Source organism: Roseixanthobacter finlandensis (genome assembly GCF_043195105.2).
Taxonomy (GTDB): Bacteria; Pseudomonadota; Alphaproteobacteria; order Rhizobiales; family Xanthobacteraceae; genus NCEH01.
This window is the reverse complement of the sequence record NZ_CM195536.1, coordinates 4,964,139-4,981,660: the sequence shown is the minus strand read 5'-3', so window position 1 is coordinate 4,981,660 and position 17,522 is coordinate 4,964,139. Positions and strand designations below refer to the sequence as shown.

General features: G+C 66.8%; 14 protein-coding genes. 12 read left to right on the top strand and 2 right to left on the bottom strand.

Annotation, left to right across the window (positions count from 1 at the left end):
• Positions 1 to 163: 163 nt before the first annotated feature.
• Together tssJ and V5G24_RS23160 are read left to right on the top strand one after the other, a co-directional pair.
• Positions 164 to 703, top strand: a complete 540-nt coding sequence (gene tssJ / locus V5G24_RS23165; RefSeq protein WP_394084049.1) for a type VI secretion system lipoprotein TssJ — start codon at positions 164 to 166, stop codon at positions 701 to 703.
• A 215-nt stretch (positions 704 to 918) separates the two neighbouring features.
• A complete protein-coding gene (locus V5G24_RS23160) occupies positions 919 to 2,928 on the top strand; it encodes a protein kinase domain-containing protein (RefSeq protein ID WP_394084047.1) in 2,010 nt (669 codons plus the stop codon).
• Here the strand turns inward: V5G24_RS23160 and V5G24_RS23155 are convergent.
• Positions 2,890 to 3,705, bottom strand: coding sequence for a MinD/ParA family ATP-binding protein (locus V5G24_RS23155; RefSeq protein WP_394084045.1), 816 nt, complete (start codon positions 3,703 to 3,705; stop codon positions 2,890 to 2,892). The two genes, V5G24_RS23160 and V5G24_RS23155, sit on opposite strands and share 39 nt — an antisense overlap.
• A 14-nt stretch (positions 3,706 to 3,719) precedes the next feature.
• Entirely contained in the window at positions 3,720 to 4,130 is a 411-nt protein-coding gene (locus V5G24_RS23150) for a hypothetical protein (RefSeq protein ID WP_394084043.1), read from the bottom strand.
• A gap of 508 nt (positions 4,131 to 4,638) precedes the next feature.
• Between V5G24_RS23150 and tssH the strand changes: the two genes are divergently transcribed.
• The 10 genes from tssH (at position 4,639) to tssK (ending at position 17,444) form a co-directional block, all read left to right on the top strand.
• A complete protein-coding gene (tssH, locus tag V5G24_RS23145) occupies positions 4,639 to 7,248 on the top strand; it encodes a type VI secretion system ATPase TssH (protein WP_394084041.1) in 2,610 nt (869 codons plus the stop codon).
• 57 nt (positions 7,249 to 7,305) lie between these two features.
• Positions 7,306 to 7,689 (top strand): PAAR domain-containing protein, encoded by a 384-nt coding sequence (locus tag V5G24_RS23140; protein WP_394084039.1) that lies wholly within the window; start codon positions 7,306 to 7,308, stop codon positions 7,687 to 7,689.
• A gap of 4 nt (positions 7,690 to 7,693) precedes the next feature.
• Positions 7,694 to 8,803 (top strand): methyltransferase domain-containing protein, encoded by a 1,110-nt coding sequence (locus V5G24_RS23135; RefSeq protein ID WP_394084037.1) that lies wholly within the window; start codon positions 7,694 to 7,696, stop codon positions 8,801 to 8,803.
• A 120-nt stretch (positions 8,804 to 8,923) separates the two neighbouring features.
• Positions 8,924 to 9,400: an Hcp family type VI secretion system effector gene (locus tag V5G24_RS23130; RefSeq protein ID WP_394084035.1), complete on the top strand. Its 477-nt coding sequence runs from the start codon at positions 8,924 to 8,926 to the stop codon at positions 9,398 to 9,400.
• Between the two features lie 130 nt (positions 9,401 to 9,530).
• Positions 9,531 to 11,621, top strand: a complete 2,091-nt coding sequence (locus V5G24_RS23125; RefSeq protein ID WP_394084033.1) for a hypothetical protein — start codon at positions 9,531 to 9,533, stop codon at positions 11,619 to 11,621.
• A 74-nt stretch (positions 11,622 to 11,695) separates the two neighbouring features.
• Positions 11,696 to 12,172: an Hcp family type VI secretion system effector gene (locus tag V5G24_RS23120; RefSeq protein WP_394084031.1), complete on the top strand. Its 477-nt coding sequence runs from the start codon at positions 11,696 to 11,698 to the stop codon at positions 12,170 to 12,172.
• Positions 12,173 to 12,347: 175 nt separating this feature from the next.
• Positions 12,348 to 14,414: a type VI secretion system Vgr family protein gene (locus tag V5G24_RS23115; RefSeq protein ID WP_394084029.1), complete on the top strand. Its 2,067-nt coding sequence runs from the start codon at positions 12,348 to 12,350 to the stop codon at positions 14,412 to 14,414.
• Positions 14,415 to 14,425: 11 nt separating this feature from the next.
• On the top strand, positions 14,426 to 15,013 hold the full coding sequence (locus tag V5G24_RS23110; protein ID WP_394084027.1) for a DUF6931 family protein: 588 nt from the start codon (positions 14,426 to 14,428) through the stop codon (positions 15,011 to 15,013).
• A gap of 17 nt (positions 15,014 to 15,030) precedes the next feature.
• Entirely contained in the window at positions 15,031 to 16,113 is a 1,083-nt protein-coding gene (locus V5G24_RS23105) for an FHA domain-containing protein (protein WP_394084025.1), read from the top strand.
• A complete protein-coding gene (gene tssK, locus V5G24_RS23100) occupies positions 16,110 to 17,444 on the top strand; it encodes a type VI secretion system baseplate subunit TssK (protein WP_394084023.1) in 1,335 nt (444 codons plus the stop codon). The genes V5G24_RS23105 and tssK overlap by 4 nt, the downstream gene beginning before the upstream one ends.
• Positions 17,445 to 17,522 lie beyond the last annotated feature (78 nt).

Sequence of the window (17,522 nt, the reverse complement as noted above, 5' to 3'; positions counted from 1 at the left end):
GCCGTCGTCATTCTGTAACGAAAATCGTGATTTAACCCCCCATTGCCGGGATAAATCCGGCCCGGCTGCGGCGCCCGGCGCTTCCGCGCCGCATCCGCAGTCCGGGGGCGAACGCATCGGCCCGCACCGGATCGGGCCAACCCCTATTCAGCAACGAGATCAGATGGGTGAGGATCAGATGGGTCGCGATTTCGCCGCCCGCGCACAGCAGGCCTCATTCCAGAGCGGGCGCCGGGCGCTCGTGCTCGGCAGCCTGTTCACGCTTGCCGGATGCAGCGCGCTGAAGCCGCCGAAATCCACCCAGGTCAGCGCCAAGATCACGGCCGACCTGTCGATCAACCCGGCGCCCGACGGCACCGCCACGCCGGTGATCATCCGCCTCTATACGCTGAAGACCGACAATGCCTTTCAGCAGGCGGACTTCTCGTCTTTGTTCAATGCCGATGCCGCCACGCTCGGCCAGGACATGCTGGGCAAGCGGGAATTCCTCATGGCTCCCGGCAAGGTGGAGGGCTACAAGGACGACGTGCCGCTGGACACCGCGTTTCTCGGCGTGGTCGTGGGCTTCCGCAATATCGACTTCGCCGATTGGCGGGCCATCGCGCCCATCCAGGAAAACGCACTGAATGCGGCGACGGTGAACATCACCGCCTTGGCGGTCTCGATCCCGCTGGTGAAGGTTTATTATCACAACTGGTTCTAGGGTTTTGCACTGCGCCACCGCGTCGATGCGATGCGATCCGAGGGCGACAGGGAAATCGCTGCCGTTCGCCGGCGCCGGTGCTAAAGTGCCGTGAGATCAGGCGCGCATATGGGCGCTGCGGCACTGGCACTAACACTGGCGCGGGGCGCTGGCGCGGAAGCAATCAGGACCCGGCGGAAACAGGGCGTGTCACGGGTCAGCACAAGGGTCGGGACATGGCCGGATATTCCTCCGCAGTCGAGGCCATCGAGCTTTTCCTGACTGGCGAGATCGGCGTCCAGCACCTGGGCGAGCGGCTGGTGGGCTGCGGCGTCGCGCCGGAGGAGATCGCCGCCGTCCTCACGCATTTCGTCACCGCCGGCCGCCTGCCGGAGCGCCTCGCGGCGCTGCTGCTCGATCGCGTGCGCGCCGGCGCGATGCCGGAACGCCGCCGTTCGCTTTCCCCCGATCCGCTCCGCTCCGCTCCGCGTGGGGCCGATCCGCGTGGCACCGATCTCCGTCGGACCGATCCGCGCCGCGCCTTGCCGTCCGCGCAAGCCGGCGTCCCGATGGGACGGCGAGAGCCGCTGCTTCCGCCCGATCCCGCGGACTTCGAGCCGGCGCCGCCGGCCAGCTTCGACGCTGCATCCTCCCGGCGCACGCCGTTGCCGCAGCCCCAGGAGGAGCGCACGCTTCGCCCGGTGGTCGATCCGCGCCGGTCCGTGCGCCCGCTGCCGCTGTCGGACGCGCGGGGTGGTCTCGACGAGCGGCCGCTGCTGGACCGTCGCGGCCTCGCGCCGGACGCGGTCCGCGCCTTCGAGCCGCCGGAGGTGGCGCCGCCCCCGGCCGGGGCGCCCGACCGCTTCGCCCGCGACCGGACGGGCTTTGCCCCCGCGCCCCTCCAGCCCGCGCCCCTCCAGGCGCCGGAGACGGGCGTCGCCCGAAGGCCTCTGCTGCCACCGAGCGCGGCGGGTGCGCTGGCGGGGCCGAGCGGTGGTGCGCTTCCCACGCCCGGCGGACCACGTGCGCCTGTGCCCCGCGATGGCACCCCGCGCGATGGAACGCCCCGCGAGGTCGCGCCGCGGGTTCCCGCGCCGCTTCCGCTTCCCACATTGCCCACGCGGCCCCGCGGTCGCACCCCGCTCGCCGCCGCCCCGGATGCGGCCGACGCCGGTTCCGCGACGCCGCGCGCCCGGATCGAGGAGAGCATTACTTCGGCCCTGCTGTCCGGCCTGCGTGGCCTGCGCCACAAGGGCGCCGAGGCGCACGGCCCCGGGCTCAACGAACGCCATCTGGACGGCTGGCTCTCCGGCTTCCGCAGCATGCGGGTGCGTCGGCAGGCGGATCTGGTCCATGACGGCGAGCGGCTGGAGCCCAAGCGCCTGCCCACCGCCGCGCCCAAGCTCGCCATCGGCTTCATGCTGAAGGATCGCTTCGTGCTCGACGACGAGCTGGGCCACGGCGGCATGGGCGAAGTGTTCCGCGCGGTCGATCGCCGCCGCCTGGAGGCGGGCGACCCCGATCCCTATGTGGCGCTCAAGGTGCTGTCCGCCCAGTTCCGCCTGCATCCCGACGCGCTGGCGGCGCTGGAGGCGGAGGCGCGCAAGGTGCAATTGCTCTCCCACCCCAACATCTGTCCGATCTTCGATTTCGACCGCGACGGGCCGCATGCCTTCTTCGTGATGGAGCTGCTCCAGGGCGAGACGCTCGACCTCGCGCTACGCCGCACGCCGGGGGAGCCGCTGGACGTGGATCTCGCCGGCCACGTGGTCTCCGGGGTGCTGGCGGCGATGTCCCATGCCCATGCGCTCGGCATCGTGCATGGGGATCTCAAGCCGGGTAATGTGTTCATCACCCGCGAAGGCATGGCCAAGGTGCTGGATTTCGGCGTCGCCGTGGCGCTGCGGGGCGGCGGGTTCAATCCCGAGGGGCTGGCCGCCTATACGCCCGCCTTCTCCAGCCCGGAGATGATCGCGGGCGCGCCGCGCGATCCGCGTGACGACGTGTTCTCGCTCGGCTGTCTCATCTATCTGGTCTATTCGGGCGAGCATCCCTATGGGCGCCGCCCGGCGGGGGAGGCGGCCCAGCTCGGGCTGGTGCCCGCGCCAATTCCCGGCATGCCGGACATGGCCCGGCGGGCGTTGGAGCATGCGCTGTCGTTCAACCGGGCGGACCGCCCCGCCGATGCCCGAGCTCTCGCGGCCGCGCTATTGCCCAGCCTCATCGGCCGGCGCGGGGAGGATTGAGGCGTCCCGCTCCAGCGCCATCGCCAGCTGGCGCACCCCGCGCGAGAAGTCGATCTGCGGATAGAGCAGCGAGACCAGCCCGGAAGAGCCGGTGCGCACCAGTTCGTCGCTCATCAGGATCATGGCGCCGACTTCCGCACCATAGGTCTCCGAGATCCGCTCGGAGAGCACGGCGGTGTCGAAATCGGGATGCACCTTGTTGACTGCCATGACGATGCGCGGCACCTCCAGCCGGCGGGCCAGCTGCATCGTCACCGCCGTGCCCTGGTAGTCCTGGTGGTCCGGCCGCAGCAGAATCAGCGCGATATCGGAAATGGCGATCGACAGCAGGGTCTCGTTATTGAGGCCGGGATGGGTGTCGAGGATCAGATAGTCGAGGGCGAGCGAGCGGCAGAGCGCGATCAGCCCCTCGTTCAACAGCTCCACCTCATAGCCTTCCTTCACCACGCGGGCGATATCCACCGCCTTCAGGCTCGCGGGCAGCAGGCTGAGATGGCCGAGACGGGGCACTTCCTCCGGCGGCACGGCGCGCGCCACCATATGGGTCACGTCCACCGCCACCTTGTCGATCGCGCAGCGGCCCCAGAGGAAATCATTGAGGGTGCTGACCTCGTCCACGTCCACCTCGAACAGGACGTGGATGCCGGGGGATTGGATGTCCGCATCCACCAGCGCCACGCGGCGGCCGGCGCGCACCAGCTCGGCGGCGAGGTTGCCGGCCACATTGGTTTTTCCGGTGCCGCCCCGATAGGAGTGCAGCGCGAGGATCTGGGTCATGGGGGCACTGTTCTCTAGAGGGGGCGATCTCGCAGCCGCTTGGCCATGGCCTGGACGGCGCGGAACTGATCGGTATCGACGATCTCGGCCACCGCGCGGTCGCGCTGGGAGATGTCGATGCGCAGGCGGTGCACCTCGGCGGAGAGGGCTTCGTTGCTGGCGGCGAGGTTGCGGTTGTCCTTCTCCAGCAGCGCCTGCGCCTCCTTCAGCGCGGCGAGGGTCTCTTCCAGATGCAGCTCGCGCGCTTCCACGCGCACGATCATCATGCCGAACGCCTCGGCGAGGCGCCGCACCGTGTCGGGCAGCGCCAAATCGCCGGTCATGGCGAGCAGCACGTCCACATCCTCGTAGCGCCCGCCGGATATGGCTTCGCACAGCGTGCGCAGCTGATCGAGTGCCTGGGTTTCGCTGTGCTGCTCCGCCATTCTGGGGTCCGCCGCTGCCGTTCCCGCGCGGCCCAAGAGCAGCCGCGAGGCGGGAAAGCTAAGATGTAGCATCGAAAAATGACAGAAGCGTTTTCACGGCCCTGCCGTTACAGGAGGGACTTTCGCGCGGGGCGTTTTTCTGCGGTGCAGCAATTTTCAGCCGGCTCAAAACGTAACATGTGCTATATTGTCGCAGATTTCCCTCGCTTTCGGCTGCCCACGGGGGTCGACGCGGGGCCCTCTGCCGGTCGTAAGCGTGCGGACATACGGGAAAACCCTTATGTCCCGTCGCCGGGACATCTTTGCTGCCGCGCCACAGCTTCCTCGGAGCCGAGGCTTTGCCGTCCGGTGCGCTCGCTGGCGGTCGCAAACCGACATATTGTTCTAGTCATTCGTGAATAGGTTCGCGCCGCGCGGGGGATTGCACCCCTCGGCGAGCGACCTGCGCGGGCGCGCGGGCCGGATCAGCGGCGTGGGGACGACAATGGCGGCTGTGGATCTCAAATCATTGATTCTGCGCTTGGACGATGTGTGCCGCGCGACCTTGGAAAGCGCCGCAGGCTTCGCCCTCATGCGCACGCACTACAATGTCGAGGTCGAGCACTGGATCGCCAAGCTGGCCGGCGAGAACGACGCCGATTTCATCGCCGTGCTCAATCATTACGGGGTCGAGCAGGGCCGCCTTGCCGCCGATCTCAACCGCGCCCTCGACAAGATGAAGACCGGCAATTCCCGCCCACCCGGCCTTGCGCCCGACGTCGTGGATCTCGCCAAGCAGGCCTGGCTGCTCGCCTCGCTCGATCAGGGCCAGTCGCGCGTGCGCTCGGGCCATATCCTGTGGGCCATGGTCGCGGACGACGCGCTCGCGCGCCGCACCTATGAGATTTCCGACCAGTTCCGCCGCATCCAGCCGGACGCACTGAAGCGCGATCTCTCCGGCCTCACCATGACCACGGGCGAGGCCAATTCCGTGGCCCGCACCGCTCAGTCGAGCGATGGCGGCGGCAACGACATGGCCCTGCCGCGCGGCAAGGGCGCGCTCGACCAGTTCACCATCGACCTCACCGCCCAGGCGCGTTCCGGCAAAATCGACCCGATCCTCGGCCGCGACGAGGAAATCCGCCAGATCATCGACATCCTGTCGCGCCGCCGGCAGAACAATCCGATCCTCACCGGCGAGGCTGGCGTCGGCAAGACGGCGGTGGTGGAGGGCTTCGCCCTGCGCATCGCCGCGGGCGACGTGCCGCCCGCGCTCAAGGATGTGACCCTGCGCACGCTCGATCTCGGCCTGCTCCAGGCTGGCGCCGGCATGAAGGGTGAGTTCGAAAATCGCCTGCGCTCGGTGATCGACGAGACCAAGGCGAGCCCGACCCCGATCATCCTGTTCATCGACGAGGCGCACACCCTGGTGGGTGCCGGCGGCGCGGCGGGGCAGGGCGATGCCGCGAACCTGCTGAAGCCAGCGCTGGCGCGCGGCGAATTGCGCACCATCGCCGCCACCACCTGGGCGGAATACAAGAAATATTTCGAGAAGGACGCCGCGCTGACCCGCCGCTTCCAGGTGGTCAAGGTGGAGGAGCCGAGCGAGCCCACCGCCATGGCCATGATCCGCGGCCTCGTCGCAACCCTGGAAATGTACCACAAGGTGCGCATCCTGGACGAGGCGGTGGGCGATGCGGTGCGCCTCTCCGCCCGCTATATCCCGGCCCGCCAGCTGCCCGACAAGGCGGTGTCCCTGCTCGACACCGCCTGCTCGCGCGTGGCGGTGAGCCAGAGCACCATTCCCGCCCCGATCGAGGATCGCCAGCGCAAGATCTCGCTGATCGACACCGAGCTGGGCATCCTGGATCGCGAGACCCGCTCCGGCGGCGAGCACTCCGTCCGCGCCGGCGAGCTCCAGGCCGAGCGCGCCACGGCCACCACCGAGCTTGCCGCGCTGGAACAGCGCTGGGGCGAGGAAAAGGCGCTGGTGGAGGAATTCGAGGCGCTGCGGGCGAAGCTCGAAGATCCCGCCGTGCTCGACGACAAGGACGCGCTGCGCGCCGCGCTCCAGGACGCGGTGGCGCGCCTCAAGGCGGTGCAGGGCGAGCAGCCGCTGGTGTTCCCGGTGGTGGACGGCCAGGCCGTGGCCGAGATCGTCCAGAGCTGGACCGGCATCCCCGCCGGCCGCATGCAGTCGAACGAGATCCGCACCGTCCTCGCCCTAAAGGAGGCGATGGAAAAGCGCATCATCGGCCAGGCGCACGCGCTGGAGGCGGTGGCGCAGGCGATCCGCACCTCGCGCGCCAAGCTCACCGACCCACGCAAGCCGGTCGGCGTGTTCCTGATGGTCGGCCTCTCCGGCGTCGGCAAGACCGAGACCGCGCTGACGCTGGCGGACCTGCTCTATGGCGGCGAACAGAACCTCACCACCATCAATATGAGCGAGTTCAAGGAAGAGCATAAGGTGAGCCTGCTCATGGGCTCGCCTCCCGGCTATGTGGGCTATGGCGAAGGCGGCATCCTCACCGAGGCGGTGCGCCGCAAGCCCTATTCGGTGGTGCTGCTGGACGAGATGGAAAAGGCCCATCCCGGCGTGCAGGACGTGTTCTACCAGGTGTTCGACAAGGGCAATATGAAGGACGGCGAAGGCCGCGACATCGACTTCAAGAACACCATCATCATCATGACTTCCAACGCCTGTTCCGACCTGCTGGCGAAGCTGTGCGCCGACCCGGAGACCATGCCCGAACCGACGGTGCTCGCCGAGGCGCTGCGGCCGGAGCTGATGAAATTCTTCAAGCCGGCCTTCCTCGGCCGCGTGACTTTGGTGCCCTATCTGCCGCTCACCGACGCCACCATCCGCACCATCGTTGGGCTGCAGCTCGGCCGGATCGCGAAGCGCGTGCGCGAGGCCTACAAGGCCGAGTTCTCCTATGCGCCCGAATTGGTGGAAACCATTGCCGCCCGCTGCACTGAAAGCTCGTCGGGCGCGCGCAATGTGGAAAACATCCTCTCGCGCACGCTGCTGCCGGAAATGTCCGCGCGGGTGCTGGAAAAGCTCACCGAGGGCCTGCCCATCACCCGCATCCAGGTCGGCCTCGGCGATGACGGACAGTTCACCTATGACGTCGCCTGAGCGCGGTCGGTTGTTCTCCCGGCCGGCGTCCGCGCCGGCCGTGCGGAGGCATGTCTGATGCCCCCCGCTGCCCGCATGGGCGATCAGGTGCTGCAAACCGCGCCGCATTGCCATGCGCCGATCCATCCGCCGGCGCTGGTGCCGACGCCCGTCCCGCATCCCGCCACGCCGCTGGCAATCATGAAGGGCTGCCCCACGGTGCTGATCGGCAACATGCCCGCCGCCCGCCTCACCGATACCACCATGCCCTGCATGCTCATCGGCTGCGTGCCCGGCGGGCCTGGCATGATCATGAAGGGGTCCGCCACGGTGCTGATCGGCAGCCTGCCGGCCGCGCGAGTGGGCGATTCCTCGCTGCATTCCAGCTGCGTCGCGCCGATCCCGAGCCCGAGCGGCACGATCCTGCCGCCCGGCTGCCCCACCGTGATGATCGGCGGCTGACCCCATGCGCCATGCTCATTTCGAGGCGCTCCAGCCGGTCTGCCCGGCCTGCCTGCGACGCGGCATCGAATCCCCGCTCCAGCTTGCGCCGGGCGCGCTGGAGGATGCCGCCGGCGTGAGCTCCGGCCTGCTGCGTTGCGCCGTGGTGGATTGCGGTATCGCCTATCCCATCATCGATGGCGCGCCGATCCTGGTCCCGGATCTCGCCGGCTGGCTCGCCGCCAACGGCCACCTGCTGCTCCAGCGCCACGAACTGCCCGACCCGGTGGAAGCGGTGGTGGCGGCCGCCCTCGGGCCGGACGCCGCGTTCAACGTGATCCGGACCCAGCAGGCGAGCTACGCCTACGACCATTACGGCGACCTGGAAGAGGACGGCGGCACACCCGCCGCGTTCGGCCCCCCTCCGGGAAACGCCGTGCCGGGGAATTGCGCTCCGCCCACGCCCACGCCCCCTCAGCCCGGCGCGGTGCGGCGCACGCTCGCCGCCGCGCTGGCGCAGCTGCCGGCGACCACGGGTCCCGTCCTCGACATCGGCTGCGCCGTGGGCCGCACCGCGTTCGACCTTGCCGCCGCGTCCCCCGGCCTCGTTCTCGGCCTCGACCTGAACTGGCCGCTGCTGGCGATCGGCCGCGGCATCCTGGATCGGGCGGTCCTGTCCTATCCGCACCGCCGCCTGGGCATGCATTTCGAGCGCCGGCGCCATGCGGTGTCTTTCCCCGGCGGCGAGCGGGTGGATTTCTGGATCGCCGATGCGCTGGCCCTGCCGTTCCGCGGGCAAACCTTCGATCTCGCCATGGCGCTGAACGTGATCGACTGCGTGAGTGCTCCGCCGCGCCTGATCGCGGAGATGGCGCGGGTGCTCAGGCCCGGCGGCGGCGCGGCGATCGCGACCCCGTTCGACTGGAGCAGCCAGGTCACCCCGCCGGACGCGTGGGTGGACGGGCCGGCGGCGCTGGAGACGCTGCTGGCGGAGGTCGCCGCACAGGCCCGTCAGGCGGGGGTCGGCGCGTTGGTTCAGAGCGGTCCCGCACGCGACCTAGACTGGCATGTGCGCCTGCATGATCGTGCTGCGATGCATTACGCGGTCCATTTGCTCACCGCCTCGCTGGACTGACTTTGAATTTCAGGAGTACGGATAAATCAGTTGTACGACTGTCAATATAGGGTGCTACAGCCAAGCCTCGATGATCTCCGCAGCCGCGCCGATCATGGGTGAAAACAGGGAAACCCCACCATGGCCATCTATGTGAATTACGACGGCATTCCGGGTGAAGCCACGCAGCAGGACCACACCAAGTGGATCGACGTGCTGTCGCTCTCCTGGGGCGTCGGCCGCGGCATCGCCACCGTTTCGGGCTCCACCAACAATCGTGAAGCCTCCGAGCCGTCCGTGAGCGAAGTGTCGATCGTCAAGATGTTCGATTCCTCCTCGCCCAAGCTGTTCACGGAATCCTGCACCGGCAACACCGGCAAGACGGTCAAGATCGACCTGACCACCACCGGTAGCCCCGGCGTGACCTATTGCACCTACACGCTGACCAATGCGCTGATCTCGTCTTATTCGGTGTCCTCCGGCGGCGACCGCCCGACCGAGTCGATCTCGATCAGCTTCACCAAGCTCGAGTTCAAGTTCACCCCCTATGACGACACCAACAAGGCCGGCACCCCGGTCACCGTGTCGTACGACATGTCGACCACCAAGACCTCCTGATCCGGCGATGTATCCGGGTCGGCGCTGTACGCCGGCCCGGAGGCTGGCGCTTGTCAGGGACCGGGCGAATGCAACTCGGCCGGCCCATTAAGCCTGCGGCCGCGCCCGCGGTTTTTCGAAGGGGGACGTCATGGACATCAAAGAGTTCACAAGGCTCATCGAATCGACCGTGACCGCGGCAGGTGGCGCCGACACGCTCGCGGCATGCATGACGAAGCCGGCGGGCACCCTGATCGCCCAGTATGGCCCCCTGACCGACAAGATCATGAAGGACAAGGCCGTCGCCAAGGCGCTCGAGCTTTACGACGAGCATATGGTGCGGGTGCCGAACCAGCAGTTCGCCAACGCGCTTGCGGAACTTGCGCTGGTGGTCAACGGACTGCCGGCGCAGGCGACCACCGGCGCGACCACGGCCATGGGCGCGCTCGTGTACCAGACCCAGCGCTTCGACGCGAACCTGAGCGCCGTCCTGGCCGGCGTGAAGCCGCCGCCGGCGGGCATGATGGGCGTGTTGCTGGCCGTTATGGATACGTCGATCACCGCCGGCCTCGCCTTCGTGCCGGTGGCAGGCCCGTTCCTGGTGCCGCTCTCGCAGGGCCTCGGCAGCGCCATCGGGTTCGGCATCAATGCTGGCATCCAGGGTGCGGTCAACGATCCCTCGCTTCTGTTCAACACCGGCAACGCCCAGCAGAAGGCCGACCAGAAGACGGCCATCTCCGGGAGCTCCGACGTCAATTCCGCCCAGAACCGCGCCGATGCCTCCGGCAACGCCGGCAAGGCGATCAGCAGCGGCGTCTCCAGCGCGTTCGGCGCCTTCGACAAGGAAAGCACCATTGGCCAGTTGGCCGCTCAGAAGGGCATCGCCAGCCTCGTGGCCACGGGCATCGGCATGCTGGTGAAGCGCAACGAGGAAGCGGTTCTGAAGAACCCCGATTCCACCAGCGGGCGGGCCTTCACCAACGTCATGATGGGTCAGGTCCAGTCGCAGAACCAGTCGGTCGCGGTCGAGATCAACAGCCTCAACAAGATCAATCTCAAGCTGCCGGATGTGCTGCGGCCGACCGCCGACCGGACCAAATTCTACCTGGATGAGAAGAAGTCCCTGGGCGATTTCCGGACCAAGACCCAGGAAATGTTCATCGCGTTCTACAAGCTGATCAGCCAGGTGATTTCGGCCGGCTTGCGGGAATCCTTCAAGAGCTCCACCGACCGGATCGATCGCCCGCTCTCCGACCAGCAGAAGATCGCCTTGCTCATCCTTGGCTATTTCTACGCCAAGCGCTGGGACAAGGGCACCCAGATGGTCACGCACACCACCAATCTCCAGCGCCTGACGGGTGAGAAGGGCGTGATTGAAACGAGCATCCAGAGGAATACGGGTGATCTCGCCAATGCGCAGGGCATTGACCGCGGCCCGCTCGAGGATGCGATCAGCCAGCTGAACCTCGATCTGCGCAACAAGGAAGGCCAGATCGCCTCGACCCAGCAGGCGCTGGCCCAGCTGACGTCGAAGAAGAATACGCTGACGGCGGTTCACACCTTCTGGCAGCAGGCAGGCAATCAGGACGATGCGTTGATGGCGACGAGTTACGCCACCTATCAGAAAGCCAGCACCGCGCTCAGCAAGAGGAACTTTCTCGGCGACACCTTCACCCGCTCCGACATCTCCATCGAGAAGCTCGACCAGGTGAAGGCGGCCTCGAAGGAATATTTCAGTGCCCTGAAGGATGCCCTCGTGTCGGACATTTCGACCGCCATGAACAAGGGCAACGAAGGGATCATGAACGACAAAGACATGGTCGAGATGTGGAAGGTCTATATCGGCGCCAACCTCATCATCAACCAGACGCTGCGGGATGCGAAACTGAAGGAAACCAGCAAGCTCACGCGGTTCTCGCGCGCGATCACCCCCACCACCGACGCCACGTCCATCGACAACCGCTACATCCAGATGCTGGAGGACGCCGGATTCATCGAGCGTTATACCGGCACCTTCGGCGTGGTGACGAAGGCGAAGAAGGCGACGCTGGCCGCGACTGGCCGACTGCGCTGGTCGGTGAGCCCGAGCAACACCGAGCGCGCGATGGTCATTGCATTCTGCACCGTGGTGGCCTTCTCATTGGACGTCGGCAAGATTTCGTTGGGCTTCTGCAGTTGGAAGGAAACAAAGCTTGCCCTCAATCAGGTCTGCAAGACGATTTCCAACACAGCGGTCAAATGATTCGACCTTCAGCCTCATCTAGAAGGGCTGGAGTTCAATTTTTCCCAACCAGTTGAAACAGCAGGAGGGCAGCAATGGCCATCTATGTGAATTACGACGGCATCCCGGGTGAAGCCACGCAGCAGGACCACACCAAGTGGATCGACGTGCTGTCGATGTCCTGGGGCGTCGGCCGCGGCATCGCCACTGTTTCGGGCTCCACCAACAATCGTGAAGCCTCCGAGCCGTCCGTGAGCGAAGTGTCGATCGTCAAGATGTTCGACTCCTCCTCGCCCAAGCTGTTCACGGAAGCCTGCACCGGCAACACCGGCAAGACGGTCAAGATCGACCTGACCACCACCGGCAGCCCCGGCGTGACCTATTGCACCTACACGCTGACCAATGCGCTGATCTCGTCTTATTCGGTGTCCTCCGGCGGCGACCGCCCGACCGAGTCGATCTCGATCAGCTTCACCAAGCTCGAGTTCAAGTTCACCCCCTATGACGACACCAACAAGGCCGGCACCCCGGTCACCGTGTCGTACGACATGTCGACCACCAAGACCTCCTGATCCTGCAAGGTATCCGGGTCGGCGCACTGCGCCGGCCGCTTCGTTGCCAGCCGGGATGCGGGGCGCGCGCCATCGCATTCCGGCTTTGCCGGTTCTGGCATCGCGCTACACTGCGCTGCGCTCAAACTGCGCCGCGGGACGCCAATCGGGCCTCGCGCGCCACGGGACCTGACCTATGAGTACCGAAGCGCCGGTGCAGACCGATCGCCTGCTGACCCTCACCACCCCGCTTGGCGGCGATGTGCTCATCGCCACGGCGTTTTCGGGGACGGAGGGGCTGTCGCAATTGTTCCGCTTCACCCTCTCCATGGTGTCGACCAATAACGCGATCACCCCGGATAGCCTGTTGGGCAAGCCGATCACGGTGGCCATCGCGCGGCCCGGCGCCGACCCGCGCTATATCAACGGAATCGTGATTTCCTTCATGGCGGCCGACAAGACGGTCGACGGCATGCGCCGCTACGAGGCGGTGCTGGCGCCGAAATTCTGGCTGCTCACCCGCACCGCCGACTGCCGCATCTTCCAGAACCAGAGCGTCACGCAGATCGCCGATACGCTGTTCTCGGACGGCGGCATCACGGATTACCAGAAGCAGGGCCTCACCGGCTCGCATCCCTCGCGCGATTATTGCGTGCAATATCGCGAGACCGACTTCGAATTCCTCACCCGCCTGTTCGCGGAAGAGGGGATCTATTATTATTTCCAGCACACCAACGGAAAGCACACGCTGATCCTCAGCGACAGCACCGCCGGATACACCGATTGCGCCGACAAGAGCGTGCAGCATGCCCAGCCGCAGAGCGGCGAGACGGTGGCGGTGCAGCGCTGGGAATCGTCCTATCATTTCGAATCCGGCAAGACGACGCTGGACGATTATAATTTCGAGCAGCCGACCACGGACCTCACCTCCACCACCTCCACGGTGCTCACCAACTCGGCGTTCAAGTCCTGGGAAATCTATGATTATCCCGGCGACTATACCAAGAAGGACGATGGCACCTCCACGTCGCGGGTGCGCATGGAGGCGGTCGAGGCGACCTATTCGGTGGTGCGCGGGGAGGCGAATTACGCCTCCTTCCAGGCCGGCTCCAAATTCACCATGGCCAAGCATGAAGTGGCCGCGGAGCAGGGCAAGCCCTATGTGCTCTCAACCGTCACCCACCAGGCTCAAGATCCCACCCACATCGGCAACCAGACCAAGAACGTGGTCTATTCCAACAGCTTCACGGCCCTGCCGGCGACCGTGGCCTATCGCCCGCCGCCGGTGACGCGCCGCCCGCTGATTCCCGGCCCCCATACCGCGACCGTGGTCGGCCCCTCGGGCGAGGAGATTTATTGCGACAAGTACGGGCGCGTTCGGGTGCAGTTCCATTGGGACCGGCTCGGCACCAATGACGAGAAGAGCTCGTGCTGGATCCGCGTATCGCAGGGCATGGCGGGCAACAGCTGGGGCGCCCTGTTCACGCCGCGCGTCGGCATGGAAGTGGTGGTGAGCTTCCTGGAGGGCGATCCCGACCGGCCGCTGATCACCGGCTGCGTCTACAACGCCACCAACATGCCACCTTATACCCAGCCCGACAATAAGACCCAGAGCGGGCTGAAGACGCGCTCCACCACCGGGGGCGACGCCACAACCTTCAACGAGCTGCGCTTCGACGACAAGAAGGGCGCCGAGCTGATCTACATGCACGCGCAGAAGGACCAGACGCGCGACGTGGAGAATGACGACACGCTGAACGTCAAGCACGACCAGATCATCACCATCACCAACAATCGCACCGAGACGGTGTCGGAAGGCAATGAGACCGTCACGGTCTCCAAGGGCAACCGGGCGGTGACGATCACCACCGGCACCGAGGACCTGACGGTGTCGAAGGGCAACCAGACCCTCACCGTCTCGCAGGGCAATTCCACCACCACCGTCAGCCAGGGCAATCACGCGCTGACGGTCTCGCAGGGCAATTCCACCACTGATATCAGTCAGGGCAACCAGACCGTGACGCTCGGCTCGGGCAATGCGACGCTGAAGTGCAACGGCGGCAGCATCACCTTGCAGGCGGCGCAGACCATCACCCTCAAGGTGGGGAGCAATTCCATCACCATCAGCCAGAGCGGCGTCGCCATCAGCGCGACACAGGTTACGATTTCCGGTACCGCCAAGGTTGCCGTCAGCGGGCCGATGGTGTCCGTGAACGGCAGCGGCACGGTGCAGGTCCAGGGCGGCCTGGTCACGATCAATTAGGGGAGGGGAACATGAAACTCGGTTTTCTCCCCAAGCTGCGCTATGCGCTGGCGGAGCATCTCACGGCCCAGCTTGAGCCGAGTGAGGAGGCGCAGGCGCTGCTGACGCCGGGCCTGACTGCAGCCGGCTTCATCCAGGCGCTCGCCGACGCCGAGCTCACCACCGAGGCGCTGCGGTTCCTGGCACTGGGCCTGCCGCGGCGCGAGGCGGTGTGGTGGGCCTGCGCGGCGCGCCAGCGGTTCCTGCCGGGCGAACTGCCGGAAAAGGAAACCGCGGCCTGGAACGCGGCCGAAACCTGGGTTTATGAACCCACCGAGGCGAACCGGCGGGCGGCCTATCGTCCGGCGGAGGCGCTGAAGTTCGAGACCGCCGGGGCCTATGCCGCGCTCGGCACCTTCTGGTCGGGCGGCAGCCTCGCGCCGCCGGAATCGGTGCTGGTGGTGCCGCCGGGCGATGCCCTGACCGGCAGCGCGATCGGCGCCTCTTTGCTCCTGTGCTGCGTGCCCGGTCCGGCCAAGACCATCGGTGAACGTCATGCGGCGGCATTGATGATCGGCGCGGATATCGCCAATGGTGGCAGCGGACAGCCCGCCGCCTGAAGGAGCGCATGAGGAGCATGGCACCGAGCCTTCGCCTGACCATCGTCGATCCGGCCAACCTGCCGCTGCACGAGCGCACGCGCAGCATCACGCAGGGGCCGTTCCGCATCGGCCGTGTGGATGACAACGACTGGGTCATCGAGGATCCCGCACGGCTCATGTCCCGCCACCATTGCACCATCGACCTGAAGGCCGGCGTGTTCGTGGTGATCGACACTTCGGTCAACGGCCTGTTCGTCAACAGCGCCGAGCAGCCGCTGGGGCGCGGCAATTCGGTGATCCTGAACGACGGCGACCTCTTGCACCTCGCCAGCGTCACCCTTCAGGCCAGCCTCCAGGATGCCGAGGCGCAGCGCGACCCGTTCCTGGCGATCCTGCCCGGCGCCGCCGGTTCGCGTGCCGCTCCGCCGCCGGCCGCCGATCCCTTCGCCGACGCGCCGCAGATCGGGGGGAGCACGGCATTCGCGCCCTATTCGCCCACCTCGCTTCTGCCCTGGACGGAAGATCCGCCCGCGCACCTGCCGGACCCGCTGTTCGCCACCAGCCCGTGGCAGAACGCGACCGAACCGGACCACGTACCCGCCGAGCTCCAGGCGCTCGGCACCGTGACGCCGGTGAACACCCATATTCCCGAAAGCTGGGAGGAGGAGGTGCTGGGCGCGCCGCGCCAGAGCCCCGGCTTCGGCACGCCCGCCCCGGCCTTCGGAGCGCCGATCCCGCCTTTCGGCGATCCTGCTCCGGCCTTCGGCGGTGCGAGCGCGGCGGCGACCGGCGGGCCGCCTACCTTGCCGCGCGCGACCGTGCTTGCCTTGGTGGAGGCGCTCGCCCGCATCTCCGAGGCGGCGGATGCCCAGGGCGGCGAGGATATTCTCGCCGGCACGGCGGAAGAAGCGGTGGCGCGGCTTGCGGCGCTGGATCCGGAATGGGCCGCCCTGTCCCTGGTCAGCCTGTCGGTACGGATCACGGGCCAATTGCGGGCGGACCGCGACTTCTCGGGTGGCCCGGCCCAGCACGCGCCATTGCCACCGGACGCGTGGGACCCCCCCGACCCAGCCGAGGCCCCCTACCGCCGCCCCTTTGACGGAGACGACACGCGATGAACACCAATGGCAAGGTCGTCTGGTCCGAGGGCATGTTCCTGCGCGCCCAGCATTTCCAGCAGCAGGACCGGTATCTGGAGCGCTTGGTTCGATCGCGGGTGGAGGGCCTGTGCCCGTTCCCGTGGGGGCTGCGGGCGCTGTCCATCAATCGCGACCTGCTGGCGCTGGGCAAGTTCGCGCTTGACCGCTGCCAGGGCGTGTTCGAGGACGGCACGCCATTCGACATTCCCGAGGACCATGAGCATCCCGAGCCCATCGACCTGCCGGTGAGCCTTACGGATTCCATCGTCTATCTCTGCATTCCGGTGCGCCAGCGCGGCGCGGCGGATGTGGAAGTGGGCACCATGCGCAATTCCGCCGCCCGCTTCGGCTCCGAAGAGATGGAGGTGGTGGACGAGATCAGCGGTTCCAACAATACCGCCCGCATCCGCACGGCCAAGCTGCGGCTTTCGCTGCTGCTGCATAACCAGGACCGCAGCGGCTTCCATTGCCTCGGCCTGGCGCGGGTGGCGGAAGTGGGGGCGGACCGCAAGGTGCGGCTCGATGCCAATTACATCCCGCCCTTCCTCGATGCCGCCGCCTCGCCGGCGCTTTCCGGCTTCCTCAACGAGCTGACGGCGATGCTGCACCATCGCGGCGAGGCGCTGGCCCCGCGCGTGACCGGGTCCGACAGCCACGGCGTCGCCGAGATCGCCGACTTCCTGATGCTCCAGGTGATCAACCGGGCGGAACCGCATCTTGCCCATCTGGCGCGGCTGTCCGGGCTGCATCCCGAGCGCCTCTATGCCACCTTCCTGGAGCTGGCGGGGGAATTGTCCACCTTCACCGCGGTGCAGAAGCGCCCGCGCGATTTCGCGGTCTATCGCCACGACAATCTGGAAGAGACGTTCGAGCCGGTGATGGTGGAATTGCGCCGCTCGCTGAGCGCGGTGCTGGAGCAGAGCGCGGTGCAGATCCCGCTTCAGGATCGCAAATACGGCATCCGCGTCGGCACGATTCAGGACCGCACGCTGATTTCCGGCGCGAATTTCGTGCTGGTGGTGAAGGCCGAGATGCCCGGCGAGACCATCCGCCGCTCGTTGCCGGCGCTGATCAAGATCGGCCCCGTGGAGCAGATCCGCGAACTCGTGAACGTCCAGCTCCCGGGCATCCGTGTCCGCCCGCTGGCGCTTGCCCCGCGCCAGATCCCCTACAATGCCGGCGCGGTCTATTTCGAATTGGAGCCGGCCAGTCCGCTTTGGAAGCAATTGGCCGTGTCGGGCGGTATCGCCGTCCATCTCGCGGGCGATTTTCCCGGAGTCCATATGGAGATGTGGGCAATCCGCAATTAAGGTTAAGCGGAGCTTTCGGGCCTTAGTCATCGGATCGCAACAGGAAAGCATCACAAGTTCAGCTCACACGAGGTATGT